The organism is Marinobacter piscis (assembly GCF_007671655.1).
In the GTDB taxonomy this organism is placed as follows: domain Bacteria; phylum Pseudomonadota; class Gammaproteobacteria; order Pseudomonadales; family Oleiphilaceae; genus Marinobacter; species Marinobacter piscensis.
This window is the reverse complement of the sequence record NZ_VCGX01000002.1, coordinates 173,678-195,845: the sequence shown is the minus strand read 5'-3', so window position 1 is coordinate 195,845 and position 22,168 is coordinate 173,678. Positions and strand designations below refer to the sequence as shown.

General features: G+C 54.0%; 21 protein-coding genes and 1 tRNA gene. 2 read left to right on the top strand and 20 right to left on the bottom strand.

Annotation, left to right across the window (positions count from 1 at the left end):
• Positions 1–59 precede the first annotated feature (59 nt).
• Entirely contained in the window at positions 60–833 is a 774-nt protein-coding gene (gene cysE, locus FFI95_RS06625; RefSeq protein ID WP_144821647.1) for a serine O-acetyltransferase, read from the bottom strand.
• Positions 826–1,698, bottom strand: a complete 873-nt coding sequence (gene trmJ / locus FFI95_RS06620) for a tRNA (cytosine(32)/uridine(32)-2'-O)-methyltransferase TrmJ (RefSeq protein ID WP_144821646.1) — start codon at positions 1,696–1,698, stop codon at positions 826–828. The genes cysE and trmJ overlap by 8 nt, the downstream gene beginning before the upstream one ends.
• 181 nt (positions 1,699–1,879) lie before the next feature.
• Between trmJ and FFI95_RS06615 the strand changes: the two genes are divergently transcribed.
• Positions 1,880–2,680 (top strand): inositol monophosphatase family protein, encoded by an 801-nt coding sequence (locus tag FFI95_RS06615; RefSeq protein ID WP_144821645.1) that lies wholly within the window; start codon positions 1,880–1,882, stop codon positions 2,678–2,680.
• 86 nt (positions 2,681–2,766) lie between these two features.
• Here FFI95_RS06615 and secF read toward each other — a convergent pair whose 3' ends face one another.
• The 18 genes from secF to FFI95_RS06525 form a co-directional block, all read right to left on the bottom strand.
• Entirely contained in the window at positions 2,767–3,720 is a 954-nt protein-coding gene (gene secF / locus FFI95_RS06610; RefSeq protein ID WP_144821644.1) for a protein translocase subunit SecF, read from the bottom strand.
• Positions 3,713–5,587 (bottom strand): protein translocase subunit SecD, encoded by a 1,875-nt coding sequence (gene secD, locus FFI95_RS06605; RefSeq protein ID WP_144821643.1) that lies wholly within the window; start codon positions 5,585–5,587, stop codon positions 3,713–3,715. The genes secF and secD overlap by 8 nt, the downstream gene beginning before the upstream one ends.
• 95 nt (positions 5,588–5,682) lie before the next feature.
• Positions 5,683–6,048: a preprotein translocase subunit YajC gene (yajC, locus tag FFI95_RS06600; protein WP_144821642.1), complete on the bottom strand. Its 366-nt coding sequence runs from the start codon at positions 6,046–6,048 to the stop codon at positions 5,683–5,685.
• A 29-nt stretch (positions 6,049–6,077) separates the two neighbouring features.
• A complete protein-coding gene (gene tgt, locus FFI95_RS06595; protein ID WP_144822417.1) occupies positions 6,078–7,199 on the bottom strand; it encodes a tRNA guanosine(34) transglycosylase Tgt in 1,122 nt (373 codons plus the stop codon).
• 14 nt (positions 7,200–7,213) lie between these two features.
• Positions 7,214–8,278, bottom strand: coding sequence for a tRNA preQ1(34) S-adenosylmethionine ribosyltransferase-isomerase QueA (gene queA / locus FFI95_RS06590; RefSeq protein WP_144821641.1), 1,065 nt, complete (start codon positions 8,276–8,278; stop codon positions 7,214–7,216).
• Between the two features lie 40 nt (positions 8,279–8,318).
• Positions 8,319–8,405: transfer RNA gene (locus tag FFI95_RS06585), tRNA-Leu, on the bottom strand.
• An 80-nt stretch (positions 8,406–8,485) separates the two neighbouring features.
• Positions 8,486–9,706: a flagellar hook-associated protein FlgL gene (gene flgL, locus FFI95_RS06580; protein ID WP_144821640.1), complete on the bottom strand. Its 1,221-nt coding sequence runs from the start codon at positions 9,704–9,706 to the stop codon at positions 8,486–8,488.
• Positions 9,707–9,725: 19 nt separating this feature from the next.
• Positions 9,726–11,765: a flagellar hook-associated protein FlgK gene (gene flgK / locus FFI95_RS06575; protein ID WP_144821639.1), complete on the bottom strand. Its 2,040-nt coding sequence runs from the start codon at positions 11,763–11,765 to the stop codon at positions 9,726–9,728.
• 2 nt (positions 11,766–11,767) lie between these two features.
• Positions 11,768–12,754 carry a flagellar assembly peptidoglycan hydrolase FlgJ gene (gene flgJ / locus FFI95_RS06570; protein ID WP_144821638.1) on the bottom strand — a complete coding sequence of 329 codons (987 nt, stop codon included), beginning with the start codon at positions 12,752–12,754 and terminating at the stop codon, positions 11,768–11,770.
• An 8-nt stretch (positions 12,755–12,762) separates the two neighbouring features.
• Complete coding sequence (locus tag FFI95_RS06565) at positions 12,763–13,860, bottom strand: flagellar basal body P-ring protein FlgI (protein ID WP_144821637.1); 1,098 nt, start codon at positions 13,858–13,860, stop codon at positions 12,763–12,765.
• Positions 13,857–14,558, bottom strand: a complete 702-nt coding sequence (gene flgH / locus FFI95_RS06560; RefSeq protein ID WP_144821636.1) for a flagellar basal body L-ring protein FlgH — start codon at positions 14,556–14,558, stop codon at positions 13,857–13,859. Before flgH ends, FFI95_RS06565 begins: the two co-directional genes overlap by 4 nt.
• A gap of 58 nt (positions 14,559–14,616) precedes the next feature.
• Positions 14,617–15,405: a flagellar basal-body rod protein FlgG gene (gene flgG, locus FFI95_RS06555; RefSeq protein ID WP_144821635.1), complete on the bottom strand. Its 789-nt coding sequence runs from the start codon at positions 15,403–15,405 to the stop codon at positions 14,617–14,619.
• A 79-nt stretch (positions 15,406–15,484) separates the two neighbouring features.
• A complete protein-coding gene (locus tag FFI95_RS06550) occupies positions 15,485–16,237 on the bottom strand; it encodes a flagellar basal body rod protein FlgF (RefSeq protein ID WP_144821634.1) in 753 nt (250 codons plus the stop codon).
• 73 nt (positions 16,238–16,310) lie between these two features.
• Positions 16,311–18,197 (bottom strand): flagellar hook protein FlgE, encoded by a 1,887-nt coding sequence (locus FFI95_RS06545; RefSeq protein ID WP_144821633.1) that lies wholly within the window; start codon positions 18,195–18,197, stop codon positions 16,311–16,313.
• A gap of 25 nt (positions 18,198–18,222) precedes the next feature.
• Complete coding sequence (locus tag FFI95_RS06540) at positions 18,223–18,900, bottom strand: flagellar hook assembly protein FlgD (RefSeq protein ID WP_144821632.1); 678 nt, start codon at positions 18,898–18,900, stop codon at positions 18,223–18,225.
• Positions 18,901–18,918: 18 nt separating this feature from the next.
• A complete protein-coding gene (gene flgC / locus FFI95_RS06535) occupies positions 18,919–19,368 on the bottom strand; it encodes a flagellar basal body rod protein FlgC (protein ID WP_144821631.1) in 450 nt (149 codons plus the stop codon).
• A gap of 34 nt (positions 19,369–19,402) precedes the next feature.
• Positions 19,403–19,801 (bottom strand): flagellar basal body rod protein FlgB, encoded by a 399-nt coding sequence (gene flgB, locus FFI95_RS06530; protein ID WP_144821630.1) that lies wholly within the window; start codon positions 19,799–19,801, stop codon positions 19,403–19,405.
• 236 nt (positions 19,802–20,037) lie between these two features.
• The gene (locus tag FFI95_RS06525) at positions 20,038–20,592 is read right to left on the bottom strand and encodes a nitroreductase family protein (protein WP_144821629.1); all 555 of its coding nucleotides are present in this window, start codon (positions 20,590–20,592) and stop codon (positions 20,038–20,040) included.
• Between the two features lie 133 nt (positions 20,593–20,725).
• Between FFI95_RS06525 and FFI95_RS06520 the strand changes: the two genes are divergently transcribed.
• Positions 20,726–22,168: an adenylate/guanylate cyclase domain-containing protein gene (locus FFI95_RS06520; RefSeq protein WP_144821628.1), complete on the top strand. Its 1,443-nt coding sequence runs from the start codon at positions 20,726–20,728 to the stop codon at positions 22,166–22,168.

Sequence of the window (22,168 nt, the reverse complement as noted above, 5' to 3'; positions counted from 1 at the left end):
GGAGTGAGTCTCGGTCAGATACACCGATTATGAATTGACCAAGTATTTCAGTCAAGTATTCAGCCGCGCTCCTCAGTCTCATCACGTACGCAATCAAAGTCTTCTTCGTCCAGAACCGGCAACTCGCCATTCTGGTAGTCGCTGCTAACCTTACGCAGTGCCTGGCACATGTTTTCAAGGCGGTCATCGACGACATGCATATGATCCAGCAAGGCGCGCATTGAACGCGCCATGGGGTCTGGCATTTCTTCTGTAACACCGTAGGCATCAAAGCCCATGCGCTCTTCCATGACCTTGCGGCGCGCGTCATCTTCGGACTTCTTTTTCACCACAACTCTACCAGGAATCCCAACAACCGTTGCCCCGGCAGGCACCTCTTTGGTCACTACGGAGTTGGAGCCCACTTTCGCGCCTTCTCCCACCTCGAAAGGTCCCAGTATCTTGGCTCCGGCACCAACAACCACACCATTGCCCAACGTGGGATGGCGCTTGCCTTTATGCCAGCTGGTTCCACCCAGTGTAACGCCCTGATAAAGGGTAACGTCATCGCCTATAACGGTGGTTTCACCAATCACTACACCCATTCCATGGTCAATAAAAAAGCGGTGACCAATGGTTGCACCCGGGTGTATTTCAATACCGGTAAACCACCGCGCCAGGGTGGAAAGGGTGCGCGCCAGCCATTTCAGCCCTAAATTCCAGAGCCAGTGCGAAAACCGGTGAATAAGCAGCGCGTGCAGCCCGGGATAATTCGTTAAAACTTCAAAGGTATTCCGGGCAGCAGGATCCCGGTGAAAAACGCTGTTGATATCTTCACGCAAGTGCCTAAACATGGCCACCTTCCTGTTTGGCCGACTGGGATCCGGCCTGGGTTGGTTCTGTATTGTCTGTACCTTCCGCTTTTCCGGCGGTTTTCTGAACTGCAGTCAGAATGCCCCGGAGAATATTAACCTCCAGTTTATCAAGCCTGGCCCGCTGAAACAGCCGGCGCAGGCGCGACATTAACTGGCGAGGATTCTCCCGGCGATGAAACCCTACATCGTAAAGCGCTTGCTCAAGGTGCTGGAAGAAGCCTTCCACATCTCCCGCCCGGGCAGCCGGTACATCCCAGCCCGGATCGCCGGGCGAGGTCATTGGTTTTAGATAAGGGCTACCCTCACCGCCTTCAAGGGTACGCAGGAAAAGCATACGCAATTCATAACACATTACCTGAACCGCCATTGCCAGGTTCAGCGAGCTGTAATCAGGATTCGATGGGATATGAATATGGTAGTGGCACAAGTGCAGCTCATCGTTACTCAGCCCATGATTTTCCCGGCCAAACACCAGTGCTGCCGGCGCTGCCTGACTGCTTTGGGCTGCAATTTCAGCCGCTTGCGGCGGGGGCACAACCGGCCAGGGCAGCTTGCGCCCACGGGCGCTGGTACCCAACACCATTGTGCAATCTTCCAGCGCCTCTTTCAGGGTGGGTACAACCTGCGCCCTGTCGAGAATATCGGACGCGCCCGCGGCGCGGGCATAGGAAGCTTCATCCGGAAACGAGTGAGGATTGACCAGCCACAGGTTCGCCAGCCCCATATTCTTCATCGCCCGCGCAACTGCCCCGATGTTTCCGGAGTGAGACGTTTCAACAAGCACAATCCGGATCTGATCCTGATACAGGTCCGGCCCTTCCAGAGGCGGTGATGGCTTATGCATTAGCGGCTGATCCAACGTTAAAATTTAAGGCGGCAATGATAGCAGAAAGTGGCCACTGTCTGCGCCCAGGATAACCAACGATACCACCTTATCCGTGGTTATCCTGAGTCAAAAAACATACAAAGCGGAAGAGTTTTGCTATCATGCCCGCCCTTAACACTCGCGGATAATGAATTCTCAGATGCAACCAGCTATTAAAATGGCCCTGCGCGTCGCACGCCAGGGATCGGACTACCTTAAAGCCCACTTTGAGCGCCAGGAACCTGTTGGCAAGGAAGACAGCGAACGTCGCGCCCAGTTAGGCCGCGTTGAGCAGTCAATTTACGACAACTTCGCTGAGCAGCTCGAAAAGGCGTATAAAGATCACACCATTGCAGCTCTCAATGAGGCAGATGCCGGTACCAGCGATAAAAGCTGGCACATCTTTCCGGTTATGGGACGTGAAAACTTTCTCAGGGGTATTCCCGAGTTTGCTTTGGCACTGGCCCAGAAAAAGAATAACCGCACTGAAAACCTGCTTCTGGTAAATCCGGTAACCGGCGAGGAATACTCCGCCAGCCGAGGCCGTGGCGCGGCGCTTAACAGCAGAAGAGTCCGGGTGTCTGAAGTGAAGCATGCAGAAAATGCCGCTCTGGCGACCAATCTTCTGGATCAGGCCCGGCACAGCGAAAACCCGCTTCTATGGGGAGAAATGGCCGCCACTCTGGCCCATAACTCGTCCATGTTCCGCACCTCAGGCTGCGCTGTTCTGGATATAGCGAGAGTGTCCGCAGGCCTGCTGGATGCAGCGGTTATCTTTCGCCCGGAGCCCGCAGACCTGGATCTGGGCATAACCCTGGCCATGGAGTCAGGCGCCCTCTCTGCTGATTTTTCAGGCAATCCTGCAGCGGACAAGGCCCGGCAGTTAGTCGTTGCCAACCCGAAGCTGTTCCGGGAGCTGCTAAAAATTCTGCACCCGTTTCGCGAACGCATCCCCGGTTAAACTTCAGCCGGGAATCAGACACAAAAAAACCGCCAAATTATCAATTGGCGGTTTTTTGTGTCTGGCTTTCTTAGGAAGCCACCAGGTTACATGCGGTCGAGCCACTCGGGCGGCTCTTCGTCCTCCTGCGCATCCGCTGCGCCTTCTTTTGCTGGCAGCATGAGATCCTCACGGGAGACACCCATCGCCATCAGAAGGTTCGCGGAGACATAAACCGAAGAATAGGTACCCACAACCACACCAATAATCAGCGCGAGTGCAAAATTATTTATGGCTTCACCACCCAAGAAGTACAGCGCCAGCAGAACCACCAGCGTGGTACCTGAGGTGTTGATCGTCCGGGCAATGGTCTGATGGATCGACTCATTGATAATTTCCCAGGAGTTACCGACACGCATTTTGCGGAAGTTCTCACGGATGCGGTCTGCCACTACGATCGTATCGTTCAGTGAGTAGCCTATAACCGCAAGCAGTGCTGCCAGAACAGTAAGGTCGAATGTCCACTGGAACAAGGCAAACACACCAAGAACAATGATTACGTCGTGGGCCAACGGCAGCACGGAAGCAATACCAAACTTGAACTGAAACCGCATGCCCACATAAATGAGAACCACCGCCAGGGCCAGCAAAAGCCCCAGTCCACTCTGCTCTTTCAGTTCGTCGCCCACCTGCGACCCGACAAATTCAGAGCTGATCAGTTTCAGCTCGGCTCCACCTTCTGAGAGAGTCGCAGTCACTTCCTGAGCCAACTGGTCATTGCCAGCCTCTGCCAGTCGCACCAGCACAATGGTATCCGCGCCAAAGTTCTGCACAACAAACTGCTCGTATCCTGCCTCTGTCAATGTGGTGCGCACATCGTCCAGCTCGGGCGCCTGGGCATATTCCAGCTCCACCGATGTACCGCCGGTAAAGTCCATACCGAAATTAAGGCCACGAACCCCCAGAAGCGCAACAGACGCTATCAGGAGAATAATGGAGATCGCGGAAGCAAGCTTCCGGAACCCCATAAAGTCAAACGCTTGCTTCTGATCTTCAGACATTGGCGAGCTTTCCTCCGATCGACAGTTTCTCGACCCTGCGGCCGCCATAAACCGTATTGACGATACTCCGGCTGACCATCAGCCCGGAGAACATGGACGTCAGAATCCCGATACACAGAGTGACCGCGAACCCTTTCACCGGACCGGACCCCATGGCAAAGAGAATAACCGCAACCAGCAGTGTGGTGATATTGGCATCGAATATGGAAACAAACGCACGGGAATAACCCGAGTTTATTGCCAGTTGTGGTGACACCCCTGCTCTCAGCTCTTCCTTGATACGCTCGAATATCAGTACGTTTGCATCCACTGCCATACCAACGGTCAGAACGATACCGGCAATACCCGGAAGGGTAAGTGTAGCGGACAGGATAGACATACAGGCAATGAGCAGCATCAGGTTGACCGTGAGGGCGATATTCGCCACAACCCCGAACCCTCGGTAATAAGCCAGCATATAGAGCAGAACAAGAACAAAACCGAGGCCCACAGACATCATGCCGGCGTCGATGTTTTTCTGTCCCAGGCTTGGCCCGATGGTGCGTTCCTGAACGAAATACATGGGTGCTGCCAGCGCGCCGGCCCGCAACAACAACGCAAGCTCCGATGCCTCGGGGATGGAGTCCAGCCCCGTGATCCGGAAACTGCTACCCAACGCAGACTGCACCGTCGCCAGACTGATAATGCCTTTCTCTACAACACGTTCCTCGGTTTCTACTGGCTCACCGTCAACGATGGTTGTTTCGGTTTCAGTACGGAACTCAATAAACACAACCGCCATGCGACGGCCAACGGCGTTACGGGTGGCGCGGTTCATCAGGTCGCCGCCCACCGAGTCCATGGTGATGTTTACCTGCGGCTGACCATTTTCATCAAAAGCCTGCTGCGCATTGGCCACGTTATTACCCGTAGCAATGACATCACGCTCAAGGCGCGCTGTCCGCCGGGGCTCGTCCCGGAAGCTGAACTGTTCGGTTTCTCTTGCTGCGGCATCCTGACGGGCCTCCATCCGAAACTCGAGATTCGCTGTCGCACCCAACACACGCTTTGCCTGCGCGGTATCCTGAACACCCGGCAGCTCAACAATAATCCGGTCTGACCCTTGCTGCTGCACCAAGGGTTCGGCAACACCAAGCTCGTTTACCCGGTTGCGGATCGTGGTCAGGTTTTGCTCCAGCGCGTACTTGCGGATAGCACTGACCTCACCTTCGGAAAGGGTCAGTACAATCTGAAGCTCATCATCCGTAGTCTGACGGTTCAGCAAGAACTCATTGTACTGTCTTTTGATCAGATCAAAGGCTTCTGAGCGGGCCGACTCATCCCGGAAACTGAGAACAATATCCCGGTCGCCTTCAATATCACCACCACGGTAGCGTATACGCTCCTCGCGCAGTTCCCGCTTGATTTGCCCGGAGACCGCTTCAAGCCTCTGCTCAATGGCGGTTTCCATGTCGACTTCAAGCAGGAAGTGAACCCCGCCCCGCAGGTCAAGACCAAGCTTCATCGGCCCTGCCCCCAGACTCTTCAACCAGGCGGGCGTTGACGGCGCCATGTTCAGTGCAACCAGGTAATCTTTACCCAGTGCGGCCTGAACCACAGGCCGGGCACGCAACTGGTCATCCGATGTCGTTAAACGGATAAGAGCATCCCGATCTTCAAGCGTACTGCTTTTAACCTCAATGCCATCCGATTCCAACGCCTGCACAGCTCTGTCAAGCACTGTAGCGCTCACTTCTGTGCTGCCGCGGGCACCGGTGATCTGCACGGCATAATCATCCGGAAACAGGTTGGGCAGAGCGTAGATAAACCCGATCACGATTGCGACCAGGATAATCAGGTTTTTCCAAAGCGGGTACTTGTTAAGCATGGGATCCTTTGTAGCCGGCCCGAAAGCCAGCCTTGGTTTTTCAGCCAGGAAGGTTCAGGCCGGCAGTCTCAGACACCCGGCCCGTGTGTCCTTGCTCAGATATCTTTGAGCGTACCTTTAGGCAGTGCAGCTGCAACAGCCACTTTCTGCACTTTCACCTCAACGTTATCGGCAATTTCAACAACAATGAAATCGTCGGACACTTTTGTGATTTTCCCGGCCATACCACCAGAGGTAACGACTTCATCACCTTTGTTCAAACCAGACATGAGAGCCTTGTGTTCCTTGGCACGCTTTGACTGGGGACGCCAGATCAGGAAGTAGAAAATCAGAATAAAGCCGGCAAAGAAAATCACCTGCCCCATAACACCCATACCCCCTGCTGCACCCGGGTCCTGCGCCATTGCCAGCGCGGGCACCATTGCCATAAGGGCGGCCAAAAACAACTTGACTGATTTCATCCAAACTCTCCGTTGATTAACTGAACTGTTTACCCATTACCCATTGCTGGCACTGTTTCGCCGCGCAGAGCATAGAAGTCGGCTATAAAGTCCGACAATGTACCTGCTTCAATGGCCTCGCGCAATCCACTCATAAGGTTCTGGTAAAAGCGCAAATTATGAATTGTATTCAGCTGGGCGCCAAGCATTTCTCCACACTTATCCAGATGATGCAGGTAACTCCTCGAAAAGTTCCTGCATGTATAGCAGTCACAACGCTCATCCAGCGGCAAGGTATCGTGACGGTGCCGGGCGTTACGGATCTTGACGATGCCGGTTGATGTGAACAGGTAGCCATTGCGAGCGTTCCGTGTAGGCATCACGCAATCGAACATGTCCACGCCCCGGCGCACAGCTTCAACAATGTCTTCCGGCCGCCCCACACCCATCAGATAGCGGGGTTTGTCGGCGGGCATCTTCGGCGGAAGATGGTCCAGTATGCGGATCATGTCTTCTTTCGGCTCGCCGACCGATAACCCGCCAATGGCGTAACCATCGAACCCTATGTCTGTGAGACCCTCAAGGGAACGGTCCCGTAATGATTCATACATACCACCCTGAACAATACCAAACAGGGCTGCCGGATTACCCTCATGAGCCTCTTTGCTGCGCTTTGCCCAGCGCAGTGATAGCTCCATAGAATCTCTGGCCTGTTTTTCTGTTGCCGGGTATGGAGTGCACTCGTCAAAAATCATCACAATATCAGAGCCCAGATCGCGCTGAACCTGCATCGCAATTTCCGGTGAGAGCGTCACCGGAGAGCCGTCTACCGGGGAACGGAATGTGACTTTTTCTTCGGTAATCTTGCGCATTTCGCCAAGACTGAACACCTGGAAGCCGCCGGAATCGGTCAGCATCGGCCCGCTCCACTGGGTAAAATCATGAAGATCCCCATGGGCTTTCACAACGTCGGTTCCCGGGCGCAGCATCAGGTGAAAGGTGTTGCCCAGTATGATTTCAGCCCCTGTTTCATGTATATCCCGCGGCAACATACCCTTGACAGTTCCATAGGTGCCCACCGGCATAAACGCCGGGGTTTCAACCGTACCCCGCGGGAAGGTCAGCCTGCCCCGCCGGGCCAGACCATCTTCTCCCAGCTTCTCAAAAGACATAAAACAGGACTGGCTCACAATATATCTCCGGAATTGAAGTGTGATAAACGATCCGCCTGGCGGGTTAAAAACATGGCATCACCGTAGCTGAAAAAGCGGTACTTTTCGGCAACCGCCTCATGATAGGCCCGCATCAGATTTTCATAGCCTGCAAACGCGCTTACGAGCATGATCAGGGTGGATTCGGGCAAGTGAAAATTAGTCACCAGGGCATCCACTGTCTGGAACCTGTATCCCGGGTAAATAAATATGTCGGTTTCACCCTGATAAGCTTTGAGCTCTCCGCCACGGCTTGCCGATTCGAGGGAGCGTACTGAAGTGGTGCCTACAGCTACCACTCGCCCGCCCCGGTCCCGGGCACGTTTGACCGCATGCACTGCAGACTCGGGTACATGCACGATCTCACTGTGCATCACATGCTCGTCTAACCGGTCTACGCGCACTGGCTGAAATGTTCCGGCCCCCACATGCAAGGTCACAAAGGTACTTTCTATTCCCCGGGCTTTCAGGGACTCCAGAACCGTCTGATCAAAATGCAGCCCGGCTGTCGGCGCTGCCACAGCGCCTGCTTCCCGGGCATACACAGTCTGGTAACGCTCGCGGTCAGCGGATTCGTCAGGCCGGTCAACGTAAGGCGGCAAGGGCATATGCCCGATACGCTCAAGCAGCTCCAGTACAGGCTCACCCGTCTGGCTTTCGAGGTGGAACAGCGCGCCGGACCGGCCGGTCATGCCCAAGGCACTGCCGTCCTCCAGGATAACCTTCTGCCCTTCTTTGAGTGCTTTAGAAGCGCGAACATGGGCAACCAGGTCGTGCTCGCCGGTTACGCGCTCAACCAGAATTTCCACCTGTCCACCGGTTTCTTTTTTACCGAACAAGCGGGCTGGTATTACCCGGGTATCATTAAATACAAGCAGGTCGCCTGGCTGGAGTAAATCCGGAAGCTCACTGAACACCCGGTGTTCCGTGTCACCAGTGGTGCCATCAAGGCACAAAAGACGGGAAGCACTGCGCTCTTTCAGGGGGTACCGGGCGATGAGTTCGTCCGGGAGGTCAAAATGAAAATCGGAGACGTTCATGGGCCGGCTTTTCAGCGCGCCGCATTATGCGACTTGAATATGGTAGCGGCGGGCGGACTCGAACCGCCACGGGTTTTACCCCAACGGATTTTGAATCCGTCGTGTCTACCAATTTCACCACGCCGCCAAGGAAGAGTGGGGGGATTATACTGAGCCTGATCATGAAATCAATACGTCAGGCCTCTGACTTTCCAATCAAACCCGGTTTTATATCCGATCGAATAACGACAACTGGGAAACCTGCGCAAACGACTGCTGTGCAGCCTGCAGAACGAAGCTCTGAAAGCTCAGGTTACTGATGGCTTCAGCATAATCCACATCCTGCAACTGCGAGCGTATTTCGTTGGTATAGACCGATGAGTCAGCAAGAAAGTCCCGGGTGGACTCTACCGCATTCATCCGCCCGCCCAACTCAGTCTGCTTGAGAATAATACTTTCCTGAGCGTTATCGAGATTCGTTAAAGACTGGGCGATCAGGTCATCATACCGGGCACGACTTTCGGGAGAATCCTTCCCCAGTGAGTCCAGACCGGCAATCAGGTTTTCCACAGTACCGAAAACTGACTGCTTCTGTCCGACCTTAAGAGTGAACTCGCTTTCCTCACCCTGCTTTATATCGGAGAGGGTGGCCTCAATCCCGGCGACCGTAAACGGCTCACCACTTTCATAGTCTTTGGGGCTCACGGCAAGGTTCTCACCTGTAGCAGAGGTGGCCGTTATCTCACCCTGGCTGTCTACCGTCAGGGTAATGTCGTCAGGATACGAACCGTTATAGGCCGCCTTCAGATCAGCTTCATTAACCACAGAGACTCCTGATACATAGCCGCTTGTATGGTTCTCACCAGGCTCTCCGGTCGCAGCGGCCGGTATATTGACAAAAATCTCCTTGCCGTTGTCGCTGATCGGCACCGTAACACCATCATCGATTTCCAGAACTCTCTGGCCCTCATCCCCCTGATAGGCGTATTTTCCATCCTCCTGCTGCTGAAACGCCGGAACTGAGCCCTGAAAACCGCTAAAAATATACTCCCCGGACGCATCCCGGGTATTGCCGAGATTAACCAGCTGCCCCAACCTTTCTTTCAGCTCCGAGGAGATGGACTGCCGGTCATTCGCTGAGAGAGAGCCACTGCCCGCCTGCACGGTAAGCTCACGGATACGCTGGAGCACGTCGACAGAACCTGACAGGGCACTCTCTTCCTGCTTCAGACGGTTGTCTGCAAGGTTGACGTTGCGTTCATAGGTTTTTACCCGTGACAGCTCCTGATCAAGCTTCAGTATTCGGGCTGCTGCCACCGGATCATCAGATGGCTTGTTCACTCGCTTTCCGGAAGATACCTGCTCATACGTGTTGTTCAACGTGCTGTTCAGCTTCTGCAGCTGGTTAATGCCGTTTGCGAACACCTGCTGTGATGAAATTCGGTTCATACCACACCACCTTTACCTGTTACCGGAACGTCTGCAACAGCGTATTAAACAAATCCTGGGCAACGGAAATGACCTGTGCCGAGGCGTTGTAACCTGCCTGATACTGGATAAGTTTGCCGGCTTCTTCATCGAGATTAACACCAGAGACAGATTCACGCTGCGCCGACGACTGCTTCAGTAATGTCTCGCCAGCCTCCAGACTGAACTGGCTCTGGCGGGTCTTAACGCCAACATCTTCCACCAGACCAGCATAGCCCTCTGTAAAACTCTGGCTTTTACCGTTCAGCGTATTGGCGGTTCCCAGCCCGGCCAGCAACTCCGCATTACGGTTATCGGAAACGCCATTACTGTTAAGCCCTATTTCAAATGTATCACCTGCCGCCGGCTTACCCGTCAGTTTGAACTGAAAGCCCTGATACTCGTCTCCCTCGGCAGGTTCATCGCTGAACACTGTATTTATCTGTCCTTCCTTGTACTCTTCAGGGCCTACGATAGGGGGCGCTGTATCATCCGGGCCTTTCACCTCATACATCATTTTTCCGGTATTCGGATCCTCATGGAACGAAATGGTCAACGGACCGTTAGCCATCTCTCCACTGGTCTTAAAACCGGGCAATAAAGAGCCTGTATAGGGGTTACGCACGTTCAGCATGGTCCCCTGATCAATCTGTGCCGTGCCTTTATTACCCTCACCGGACGTGGCCCGTACAGGGCTGGCAAACGCAAGATCTTCCTCCCGGTTTACTTGCATACCAATGGCTTCTGCCGCATTACGGCTCGGCTGAATCAGATATTTATCGCCAGCGTTAAAGCTGCCCCCTTCCACCCGTATATTGAACCCTGGCATGGATATTTCAGACTGGACCGGATCTGGCAGGCGCCCCTGGTTAACAATGTCCCCTGTGGCCTTATCAATCAGCTCAAAGCTACGGCCATCACCACTGAACTGCAGTGTCCAGGCGCCGGCCGGAAGCTTGCTGCTGTCTGTAATCTCAACAGCCAGCTGCCCGTCTTTGGGCAACTGGTTGTCTGCATTAGCAACAACCCGGCTGCGCTGCGTCGCCGGGTCGTTAATATCATTAAAAAACAATCCCCCAAGATCACCTTCCAGATCCATCCCTATTTCGTGCTGATGGTTCATCGTATCCGCAAGGGCAATCGCTATACGTCCCAGCTCATTGAATGCCGGCTTGAGGGCTTCATTGTCGAAACGCTTCAGCCCGCCCAGTTTGCCGCCGGTAATCTGCTCATCTATGTTCAGCGTTCTTCCGCTGCTGGTAAGCGTAAACGACAGCCGGGTCGGGTCTTCCGGGCTCTCACGGGAACCAAACTGGGCTGCCTGGTCACCCACCACAAGTGACTGGCCGTTGGCGAGGGACACATTGACCTGGCTGCCTTCCGTTTCGGTTACCCGGATATTGACCAGCTCAGACAGCTGCCGTAGCTTTTCATCGCGCTGATCCAGTAACTCGTTGGGCATCCGCCCCTGGGCCAGTCCCGGCGATTCCGATATCGCCAGATTCAGATTTGCAATGTCGGTCATGAGGGTGTTGGCGTCCTTCACCCCTTGCTGCATTTGTGTTTTTATGGATTCTCGCTGCTGAATAAACTCCTGATTCAGCGCCTGGAAACGGTTTACCACCTGCTGTGCCTCGCTCAGAACAAGCTGTCGCTGGGGTAAAGAGGCGGGGTCTTCGGCCGCGTTCTGTAAGCTGGCAAAAAAATTGTTCAGTGCGCCATTCAGCCCGGTGGTTTCTCCGCCCAGCAGGTTGTCCAGCCGGCTCAGCTCGGAATTCAGCGCCTGCTGTTCGCCGGTCAGTGTGCTGTCTTCGCGCACTTGCTGAACAAGGTATTCGTTTGCCAGCCGGCGGATATCGGATATTTTTACGCCGCTGCCGATAGAACCGGCACCTGTACGCTGGCCCGGCTGGGTTTCAAACGTTACTTCCTGACGGCTGTAACCGGGCGTATTTGCGTTGGTAATATTATTACCAGTGGTATTGAGAGCACTCTGATGGCCAAGAATACCCGATAAGCCAACACCAATCAGTCCTGCCATAATTAGGGCTCCCTGTTTGCTTTATCCATTGAAAGCGTCATCAATGAATCGCGATTCATGATCTGCCTGATCTTGTTTCCGTACTGAGGGTCGGTCGCATAGCCAGCTTCCTGGAGTTTGCGCGCAAACTCGGCTGGCTGATCAGCACTGGCCAACACATCCCGGTAGCGGGGGTTTGCCTCAAGAAAAGCCACATAATCCCGGAAACTGGCCTCATAGTCGGGGTAAGCACGGAAGTTTGCGCGCTCCTTCATTGGAACACCTTCACGAAACTCGGTGGTTGTGATGGTTACAGCTTCACCTTGCCAACGACTGTCAGCCTTGATGCCAAAAAGGTTATAACTTGCTTCATTGCCGTCACCTTCAATCATGTGACGCCCCCAACCGGTTTCCAGAGCCGCCTGGGCAACCATCAACCGGGGACTGATGCCGGTTTCATCTGCAATTGTTTCGGCCACAGGCAGTAGCCTGCGGACAAAGTGCTCCGGTGAATCAAACTGATCCGGCAACTCAAGGGATTCTGGCACAGCCTGCCCGGGCCTGGCTTGGGCAACATCAGCCACTTCCTCCAAACGACGCGGCAACTGCGGCGACAGCTTAGGCAATGTGCGCTCATAGTCTGCCAGCGAGCTTTTACCATGAACGGGCAAACGGCTCTGCTGATCCACACCGGGAATGTCTTTTCCTAACTGTCTTACCAGCGCCTCTGCCAGCCCGGTGCCCTGCCCACCTGTCATAGACAGACTCAACTGACTGTCGAACATATCCTGATACATTTGTGACTGGTCTGTATTCAGATAGTTACCCTCGGCAAACACCTCGCCAGCTTTACGCATGGATTTCAGCATTTCCGACAGAAACACGCTTTCAAACTGACGAGCCACTTCTTCAAGTGCTGCTTTCTTATCAGTCTGAGCGCCGTGTTTCAGTGCGTTCAGGCCGCTGAAGTCGGTGTAAACCCGGGCCTGCTGCAGCTGGTAGTCCTGCATAATTCCACCTAGATAACAATGAGCTCAGCGCGCAAGGCACCGGCTTGTTTGAGCGCTTCCAGAACCGCCATTACATCTCCGGGCGCCGCCCCCACCTGATTCACCGCCTGAACGATTTCATTCAGGGTAACGGCCGGACCAAACCGGAACATCCGGGCCGGGTCTTCTGTAACCGCTATCTGAGAGTCGGGCTCCACCGCGGTTTCACCACCTGCAAAAGGGTTCGGCTGTTGGACTTCAGGGTTCTCCTGAATGGTTACCGTAAGATTGCCGTGGGTGACGCCTGCCGGGCTGACCTTTACGTTCTGACCTACAACAATCGTACCTGTGCGGCTGTTGATCACGACTTTTGCCGCATCCTCTGCCGGGTCAACTTCAAGGTTTTCCAGTATGGACAGAAAGCTTACCCGCTGGGAGGGATCCCGAGGCGCACGTACCGATACCGAGGTAGCATCATGAGCGTAGGCCATGTCCGGGCCAAGATGCTCATTGACGACCTCCACAACACGCCGCGCAGTAGTGAAATCGGGACGCAACAGGTTAAAGGTGATTGTGTCACCCCGGGTAAACGGAGACGTTATTTCCCGCTCAACCGTGGCCCCATTAGGAATACGACCAACACTGGGCACGTTTACCGTAATGCGGGAGCCATCCTGCCCCTGAGCCCCAAAACCGCCAACCACGAGGCTACCCTGGGCCATGGCATAGACATTATCATCAGCGCCTTTCAGAGCTGTCATCAACAGAGTGCCGCCGCGCAGGCTGTCCGCATTTCCTATCGAGGACACCGTGATATCAACTTCCTGGCCCGCCTTCGCAAACGGGGGCAAAGTAGCACTGACCGTAACGGCCGCCACGTTGGCCAGCTTCGGGTCCACGCCATCGGGCAACGTGATTCCGAACTGGCTCATCATGTTGCGAAAGGTCTGATTGGTAAACGGTGCCTTGTCACCTGTGCCATCAAGCCCCACCACCAGCCCATAGCCTACAAGCTGGTTATTACGCACACCCTTGATTCGGGTCAGATCTTTCAGACGATCCGCCAGAACCGGAGTCGCCATAAAGGCCAGCAATACCGTGTAAACAAAGGCTCGACGCAAGGTCATAGCGGCCACCACTCACTATTGAAAAACCGGGCCAGCCAGCCCATCTGGTTTGCCTGATCAAAATCACCTGTACCGCCATAAGCAATGCGGGCATCCGCAATACGGTTGGAGGCCACCCGGTTTCCGGGATCTATGTCCTGCGGGCGCACCAGCCCTGTAAGACGCACATACTCATCGCCATTGGTGAGCGACAGCCACTTCTCGCCCCTCACCTTAAGTACACCGTTGGGCAGGACTTCCGTTACCGTTACGGTAATACTGCCTGCCAGGCTGTTACTCTGATCAGCCTCGGCCTTGCCCTCAAAATCCCGTTCGTGCTTGATAGACGTTGCGACACCAATGTTGTTTTTCCCGAGAACATTGGGCTCAGGCAATGAAATATCACTGTCTTTATTTATATTCGTTTCGGCGTTCTTACTGGCCCGGGTGGACTCGTTCAATGTAACCGTCAACACATCCCCGACATTCAGCGCCACAGTGTCCCCATAAAAATTATAGTTCCGGGAGCTTTGGTAAATCGCGCCAGACTCGGGATCACGCTGCATCATTGCCTGGGCACGAACCGGAGCATATTCAGGGGCATCCGGCTGGGCCCTCGGCCGACTCATTGCGGTACACCCCTGAACCAGTATCAGCAGCCAGACCAGCACGAGCGTGCCAGCTGGCCGGCGTAACCAGGTAGTCACTGTCAATTTCATGAGCCTGCTCCTCACTTCCTGTACTTTTTCAGGGCACAATGCAATAAAATTCAATAAGTTAGCCTATATTATTCGTAATAAACTGAAGCATTTGATCGGTTGTTGACACCACTTTGGAGTTCATCTCATAGGCTCTCTGAGTGGTAATCATATTAACCAGCTCTTCCACGACTTCTACGTTGGAAGACTCCACCATTCCCTGCTCCAGCGTACCCAGGCCTGCCAGCCCTGGTTCACCTTCAGCCGGGTCGCCGCTGGCATTTGTTTCCTTGAACAGGTTATTGCCAATGGCCTGTAACCCCTGGGGATTAATGAAGTCCACCAGGGTTACCTGGCCAAGGTCTATGGGCGCTGCCTGATCATCCGTTATGGCAGAGACAGTGCCATCCTTACCGACCGTCACGGTTGTGGCGTTATCCGGCACATTAATATTTGGCTCAAGCAGGTACCCATCCGGTGTAACCACATCACCATCAGCGTTCAGCTGGAACTGACCGTCTCGCGTATAAGCCGTTTGTCCATCCGGCATCTGGATTTGCAGAAAACCACGGCCATTCACTGCAAAATCCAACGGCTGCTCGGTAACTTCGAGATTGCCCTGACTGAACTGCTTTGCAGTACCTACCACCCGTACACCTGTACCCAGCTGCAAACCGGATGGGAGCTCCGAGTTCTGCGTATTCATGCCGCCGGGCTGGCGATTAATCTGGTATAGCAAATCCTGAAATACGGCCCGGTCCCGCTTAAACCCCGTCGTATTAACGTTTGCCAGGTTGTTTGAAATGGTGGACATGTTGGTGTCCTGGGCGCTCAGCCCGGTTTTACTGACCCAAAGTGCCGGATGCATAGTGACTACTCCTTGCCGGTGCCTGCCAGCGGCTATAATTTGCCGCTAACTCGCAGAGCTGGCTTTATTTCATTGATTATCAGAGGTTCCGCAACAATCGTGCCGCTGCTTCAGAATTCTCGTTTGCGGTTCGCATAACCTTCACCTGCATCTCGTATTGACGCGATAACTGAAGATTGGAAATCATTTCCTCAACCGCATTAACGTTGGAACTTTCCAGGAAGCCCGATGCTATCCGCAGAGCTCCGTCTGCCGGTTCACCGCCCTCAACAGCCGCACCGGGCTTGCGATGAATAAACCCATCCAACCCCTTCTCAATAGCGTCTTTTGGAGGGTTTACTAACTTCAGCCGATCGATCTCTACCAACTGATCCGGTGGGCCACCGACCGGAACAATGGATACCGTGCCGTCAGCACCTAGCTGTACATTGTCAAACGGAGGGAGAGCCACCGGCCCGCCATTCCCCAGGACCATCTCACCACTGGAAAGGCGCACCAGCCCATTCACATCAACTTGCAAGCTGCCCGAGCGCGTAAAAACCTCTTCACCCAGGTCGTTCTGAACAGCCAGCCAGCCGTCACCTTCGAGAGCAACGTCCAGCTTGCGACCTGTCTGCATCAGCGCCCCTGCAGAAAGATCCGTACCCGGGCGCTCAGCCATGGCATAAGCACGCGTGGGATGATGCTCGCCAAAAACCGGCATACTGCGGGCCTGCGCAAAGTCTTTCTTAAAACCAGTGGTATTTACGTTTGCCAGATTATTGGCATGGGCGCGCTGCGACAGCATGTTCTGCTTAGCGCCCGACATACCAATGTAAAGGGCTTTATCCATGGGAAAACTCCTGCCGGAATCTTGACTGTTACCAATATCCAAGCAGGAGTCGTGCCATGTTTATCTGAGGCGGTTAGCGGAGGTTGATAACGGTCTGGGTGACCGCATCGGAGGTTTCAATGGTTTTAGCGTTTGCCTGGTAATTTCGTTGCGCAATAATGAGGTTAACCAACTCTGCTGAAAGGTCCACGTTGGATTCCTCTACTGAGCTGGCCTCAATACTGCCCAGGGTGCCCGTATCAGGCCGCCCGATAACCGGTTGCCCTGACTCAAACGTTTCCACCCAACTGGTATCCCCAACGGGGGATAAACCGTCTGTATTGCTGAATGCTGCAAGCGCAACCTGTCCGAGAGCTTTTGATTGGCCGTTGGTATACCTGGCAAACAGCACGCCTTCGCCGGACACATCCAGACCTGACAGCCGGCCGGTGGTATAACCATTCTGACGCTGGTCATCGACACCAAATGCGGCTCCATACTGAGTGGTGCCACCCAGGTTCACAACAAACGCTGATGTCTGGGGCGGGTCAGGAATCGGTGTAACCACATCGGCGCCAGGCAAGGGCGGACCGTCAGCACCGTTGGGCAACCCGTTTTCATCTTTGGGGACCCAGTCGGAGACAACAATCTCGCCATTTGCATCACCATCAACAGACTGAAGGGCACCATCCTGATTAAACCTGGCTGTAATCGGAGTTGTGTCTGTACCCGCAACCATCTCACCATCAATCTGCAGATACACGGACCATTCACTCACCCCTACGCCATTTCCTGGCGACGGCTCCTTGACAAAAAACTGCGTCAATTCGTGGGAGTTACCCAGGCTGTCGAAAATGGAGGTGGAGGTCGCATGGTTATACGTGCGCTGATCTGCCGGATTAAACTCATTGGTGATACGGATCGGCGACTGGTTATACTGGGTCACAAATTTATCGCCAGGCGAATCATCACTCGCCGCTACACTGGCGATTGTCCTGTCACCGGTCAAATTAATGCTGCCCTTCTCAGAGATAGGATCGTCAAGACCCGCAAAGTCGATCTCAAGATTTTCACCCTGGTTATGGCGGATACGCAATCGCTTTTCACCCGCGTCATTGGTGATAACCGCCGCTGAAATTGCCGTATCGTTTGAGTCATTAATGGCTGCACTCAGCTGATCCAGCGTCTTTACATTACTGGTGTCAATTGTCAGCGGCGCATTATTAACCTTCAGGCTGAACTCAAACGGAATGTCTGCAGCCTCAATGTCCTGATTCGATAGCGGCAGCGTCGCTGAGGTTGTTGCAGAAGCGCTGAGCCCGGGCGCGGCTGTCAGCTTATCTGCCAACTGGCGAGCCGTGTCACTACCACTGAGATCGACAGAGTACCCGGGGGTACCATCAGAATAAGCAATACTGAACTTCTCACCACTGATGTCTCCGAAAGGCAGTGAGCGGACATCCCGCACCCGGGACTCGAGTACCGACTCGCGGGAATCCAGATTGAGCTCAGACCTTAGGTTCGTGGTCCGCCTTGGCGACAAATTGTCGGTGGCAATTTCAAGATCACCACGAATGCCTGAGAGGTTACCGTCGCCATCTGCCGTATAGCCCTGAACCCGCATAGACTGATTATTTACGACAAACCCGTCTTTATCGATGGTGAACTGCCCGGCCCGGGAATAACGAGTCTCACCGCCATTGTTCAGAACAAAAAAACCATCGCCGCTGATGGCCATATCCAGCCCACCGTCGGTAAAGCTGATGTTACCCTGGCCGAACGACTGCTTTACATCCTGCACATTCACGCCATCACCAATCGGGTTGGTTCCGGCGCTGAGAAAACCGCTTGCGTACAGATCACCAAACTGTACTTTACTGCCCTTGAAGCCAACCGTGCTGGCGTTGGCAATGTTGTTGCCGGTTACGTCCAGATCTACCGCTGCCGCTCTCAGACCACTTAAACCCGTATTAAAAGCCATGTTTCACCTCTGATCTGAACCGGTATCAATTGATTTGTTTTACATCGGACAGCGCAATAGAGCCCATGCCCGCCAGATTTAACGTTACAGAGCCACCCTGCCCCAGAGACACACTGTCAACATTGGCACTGACCATGGTCGGAAGCTGCACACTCCCCTGAGGGTAAGAGCCTTCAGCGACAATCTTGTAGGGGCCGTCCGGCAACTTGTTGCCGTTACCATCCTTACCGTCCCAGCTAAAGGATTTAACCCCCGCGGAACTGCTGCCCAGGTCGATTTGCCGTACCAGCTCACCGTCGGGGCTTTGGATAGACAAGCGGACGCCGCCGGTAGAGGCAGGCACCTGAATATTGCCCATCACTTCCCCCTCGGCCCCGAGCATGCCCACCTCAGACGGAGCAAGAACTGTTTTGCCAACCATGGCAGAGGCCTGCAACGCCTGCGTAGAACGGAACTGCCCGACCACGTCATCAACTCGTCCGGACAGTGCCTGCATCTCTTCCAGCGAACTGAACTGTGCCAGCTGCGAGATAAACTCGCCGTTATCCTGGGGCTCCAGCGGGTTCTGGTTCTTAAGCTGCGCAAGCATCAACTCCATAAACTCGTTTTTACCGAGTTCGCTGTTGCCGCTGGCATCCTGCTGTTGCCGGGATCTGTACTGACCCAGTACATCGGAGGCTTCTGTTGCGTTGATTGCACTCATGATTCGATCTCCGACCCTTTACTGCTGACCAAGCGTGAGAATGCGCTGCATCATGGATTTTGCCGTATTCATAATGTCCACGTTCATCTGAAAGCTCCTGGAGGAGGACATCATGTCTGCCATTTCTTCCACAACATTCACATTGGGATAAAAAACATAACCATCTTCGTTCGCCGCCGGATGTTCAGGCTCGTAACGCATCTGCAGTTCCGTGTCGCTTTCCACAACACCTTCTACCCGAACACCGGCACCGGCCTGTTCCTGTCCCAGACCCCAGTGGGCCTGCTGATCCGGATTGAGTAGCGACTGCTGAACCGCTGAAAATACCGGCTTGCGTGCACGGTAAGTACCCTCTGTGCTGGAGCTGGCCGTCTCCGCATTCGCAATATTCGACGCAGTTGTATTCAACCGTAAAGACTGCGCCGTCATGCCCGAACCGGCTATGTCAAAAATACCACCCAATGACATGATGTCTCTCCTTCGCTAATCGTGTAACGGTGGCTTACTCGCCCTTCAGGGCTTTAGTCAGGCCGGTGAATTTGCTGTTCAGGAACTGGAAGCTGGCTTGATAATCCATGGCATTACGCATGAAGCGTGTCTGCTCGGACTGGGCGTCAACCGTATTGCCATCAACCGACGGTTGCTCAGGCACCCGGTAAAGCAAATCCGCGTTTCCAGCTCCGGCCGAAGAATCCATGTGCCCTGCATGAGTCTTCTCCATACCAAAACCGCTCATGTCATTCTGGGCTTTCTGCATCATAGACTTAAAGTCCAGATCGCGGGCCTTGAACCCTGGTGTGTCGGCGTTCGCCATGTTGTTTGCCAGGACTTCTGCTCGTTTGACCCTGGTTTCCAGTGCGTGCTGGTGAATGCCAAGGGCCTTATCAAATGTAATTGCCATACAACCTCCGGAGTTCGGCACCGGCCACTCAGGCTTTGCCGGATTTTTTCCATACCCAACTGCAAGCAAAGGCAATGCCAGCTTTGTTAAATATGAAAAAATTGTTTAATTACAGAGACATGAAAGATAAAGACTAGAGTGAAGCAGAAAGATGAGCGGCTATCTTCGGTAAAGCGGCAATGTGTTTCCCCCCGGACTAATCCGGGGGATGAGCAGGATTAGAAGCCCGGGCAGCTTCACGCCGGCCAGCGTGTTACAAAATCAGCCACCTCCGGCCTGGGAACGCTGGGTTTTCTGGACGATACGGTACCTGTATACAGAAAGCCGGTTACGGACTCTCCCGGCTTTAACCCTAGCCCTTCAAGCACAGCTGGGTGATACGCAACGTCTCCAGTACGCCACATTACGCCATATCCGGCGTCCTGCAATGCCAGCCCCAGAAAACTCATACTTGCGCCAGCAGAAAGCAGCTGCTCTGATTCCGGTACCTTAGGGTGCGGCCTGGGTGAGGCTATTCCGACAATCACCATTGGTGCTCTCTGCGCCTTTTTCCGGGCTTTCTCCAGCTTCTTCTCACTACCACTGTCTGTGTGTACAGCAGCAAACAATTCGCCCAACGCTTCCAGGCCCTCACCCTCAATTACGAGATAGCGCCATGGACGCAGTAAGGCATGATCAGGTGCCCGGGAAGCGGCTGCGAACGCTCTTTCAAGTACTCCAGCGCCTGGCGCCGGCGCTTCCAGCCGTGGCTCAGATGCCCTGTTGAGCAAAAAGTCAGTGACTGAACTCATGTTAATAGTCTTCCAGTTATAGTGAATCTGACCAGGAACATTTCAAAACAGGCCAGTTAATTGTGGGTTATACGTAATACTGTTAGTCTTTAGTCGTATTTTCAGGGTCCAGCGCCATGAGTGAACAGCTTACATGATGAGTGCTTCGGCAGATCTACGCAACGCCAGCGACAGTGCAGAAAGGTCACAGATGCCCGGTCCCCGGGACAACACTGTAGCCATTCCCCCCATGCCCGACTACAACGGCCGTGTACTGTCCTACACTGCCACCGCCATAGTAATTGTTGCGGGGGTCTTACAGGGAGCATTCCAGCAATGGCATATGTGGCTGGTGGCTGGCGCTTTGCTCTGGCCGCACATTGCCTACTTTCTTACACGGCATACGTTTCTTAAAAACACCCCTCGAATTCGTCAGAAAATGCTGACCGCAGACTGTATTATTGGCGGTGGCTTTATCGGCTGCATTGGTCTCGTTGCCATACCGTCTGCGTCAGTGGTCCTCATGCTGATGTTCAGTGCCCTGATCATAGGCGGTATACGCCAATGGCTTATTGGCTGCGTACTTATGACAGCTTCCATTCTGGGCTTTCTGGCTCTTAGCGGGCCTGCACCGTCTTATCAGTCGCCCTTGCTTACCAGCATGCTGTCTATACTCACAACCGGGGTTTATATCTGTGTTACAGCCTTCTACGCGCACCAGCAGGCACGGGCCCTGATGCTGGCCAAATCGCAGATCCAGAGCCAGCGTGAGCAGTCCATCGCACTCTCCCATAAACTCTCAAAGTACCTTTCACCGCAGGTATGGCAGTCCATTTTTACCGGAGAAAGAGACGTACGCCTCGAAACCCAGCGTAAAAAACTTGCCATTTTCTTCTCCGACATAAAAGGCTTTACGGAACTTTCCGAAGAAATGGAGCCGGAAGCCCTCACAGAACTGCTGAACCACTATTTTAACGGCATGGCAGAAGTCGCGCTTCGGTATGGCGGTACAATTGACAAGTTTGTGGGCGACTCCATCATGGTTTTCTTTGGTGACCCCACCAGCCGTGGCCCACGGGAAGACGCCTTTGCTTGCGTATCCATGGCCATTGATATGCGCAATCATATGAAGATCATGCGGCAGAAGTGGCAAAGCCAGGGTATAAAAACGCCGCTGGAAATTCGTATGGGCATCAGTACCGGCTACACCACCGTGGGTAACTTTGGCGCTGAAAACCGTATGGACTACACAATCATTGGCAAGGAAGTGAACCTCGCCAGCCGCCTTGAATCTCTGGCCGACCCCGGGGCAATTCTCATATCCTACGAGACCTTCTCGCTGGTTAAAGACCGGATTATGTGCCGGGATAAAGGTGAAATCACGGTTAAGGGTTTCGGCCGCCCCATTCCCATTTACGAGGTTGTGGATTTTCGCCGTGACATGGGCCCCAACCGCAGTTTTATGGAACATGAGCATAACGGTTTTGCCATGTACCTGGACTCCGATAAAATTACCGAAAAAGAGCGCAAGAGCATTCTCGCCGCACTGGACGATGCGGCTGAGCGGCTGCGGCACGAAGGAGACCCGGGCAACTGA

Coding starts and splice junctions, on each gene's coding strand:
- flgJ (WP_144821638.1), bottom strand. CDS start 12,754: ATGCAGGACTACCAGCTGCAGCAGGCCCGGGTTTACACCGACTTCAGC.
- secF (WP_144821644.1), bottom strand. CDS start 3,720: ATGTCTGAAGATCAGAAGCAAGCGTTTGACTTTATGGGGTTCCGGAAG.
- FFI95_RS06545 (WP_144821633.1), bottom strand. CDS start 18,197: ATGGCTTTTAATACGGGTTTAAGTGGTCTGAGAGCGGCAGCGGTAGAT.
- flgL (WP_144821640.1), bottom strand. CDS start 9,706: ATGAACCGAATTTCATCACAGCAGGTGTTCGCAAACGGCATTAACCAG.
- FFI95_RS06565 (WP_144821637.1), bottom strand. CDS start 13,860: ATGACCTTGCGTCGAGCCTTTGTTTACACGGTATTGCTGGCCTTTATG.
- FFI95_RS06525 (WP_144821629.1), bottom strand. CDS start 20,592: ATGAGTTCAGTCACTGACTTTTTGCTCAACAGGGCATCTGAGCCACGG.
- flgB (WP_144821630.1), bottom strand. CDS start 19,801: ATGGCAATTACATTTGATAAGGCCCTTGGCATTCACCAGCACGCACTG.
- flgK (WP_144821639.1), bottom strand. CDS start 11,765: ATGGCAGGACTGATTGGTGTTGGCTTATCGGGTATTCTTGGCCATCAG.
- cysE (WP_144821647.1), bottom strand. CDS start 833: ATGTTTAGGCACTTGCGTGAAGATATCAACAGCGTTTTTCACCGGGAT.
- queA (WP_144821641.1), bottom strand. CDS start 8,278: ATGAACGTCTCCGATTTTCATTTTGACCTCCCGGACGAACTCATCGCC.
- flgG (WP_144821635.1), bottom strand. CDS start 15,405: ATGCATCCGGCACTTTGGGTCAGTAAAACCGGGCTGAGCGCCCAGGAC.
- flgH (WP_144821636.1), bottom strand. CDS start 14,558: ATGAAATTGACAGTGACTACCTGGTTACGCCGGCCAGCTGGCACGCTC.
- FFI95_RS06615 (WP_144821645.1), top strand. CDS start 1,880: ATGCAACCAGCTATTAAAATGGCCCTGCGCGTCGCACGCCAGGGATCG.
- FFI95_RS06550 (WP_144821634.1), bottom strand. CDS start 16,237: ATGGATAAAGCCCTTTACATTGGTATGTCGGGCGCTAAGCAGAACATG.
- trmJ (WP_144821646.1), bottom strand. CDS start 1,698: ATGCATAAGCCATCACCGCCTCTGGAAGGGCCGGACCTGTATCAGGAT.
- FFI95_RS06540 (WP_144821632.1), bottom strand. CDS start 18,900: ATGAGTGCAATCAACGCAACAGAAGCCTCCGATGTACTGGGTCAGTAC.
- flgC (WP_144821631.1), bottom strand. CDS start 19,368: ATGTCATTGGGTGGTATTTTTGACATAGCCGGTTCGGGCATGACGGCG.
- tgt (WP_144822417.1), bottom strand. CDS start 7,199: ATGTCTTTTGAGAAGCTGGGAGAAGATGGTCTGGCCCGGCGGGGCAGG.
- yajC (WP_144821642.1), bottom strand. CDS start 6,048: ATGAAATCAGTCAAGTTGTTTTTGGCCGCCCTTATGGCAATGGTGCCC.
- FFI95_RS06520 (WP_144821628.1), top strand. CDS start 20,726: ATGATGAGTGCTTCGGCAGATCTACGCAACGCCAGCGACAGTGCAGAA.
- secD (WP_144821643.1), bottom strand. CDS start 5,587: ATGCTTAACAAGTACCCGCTTTGGAAAAACCTGATTATCCTGGTCGCA.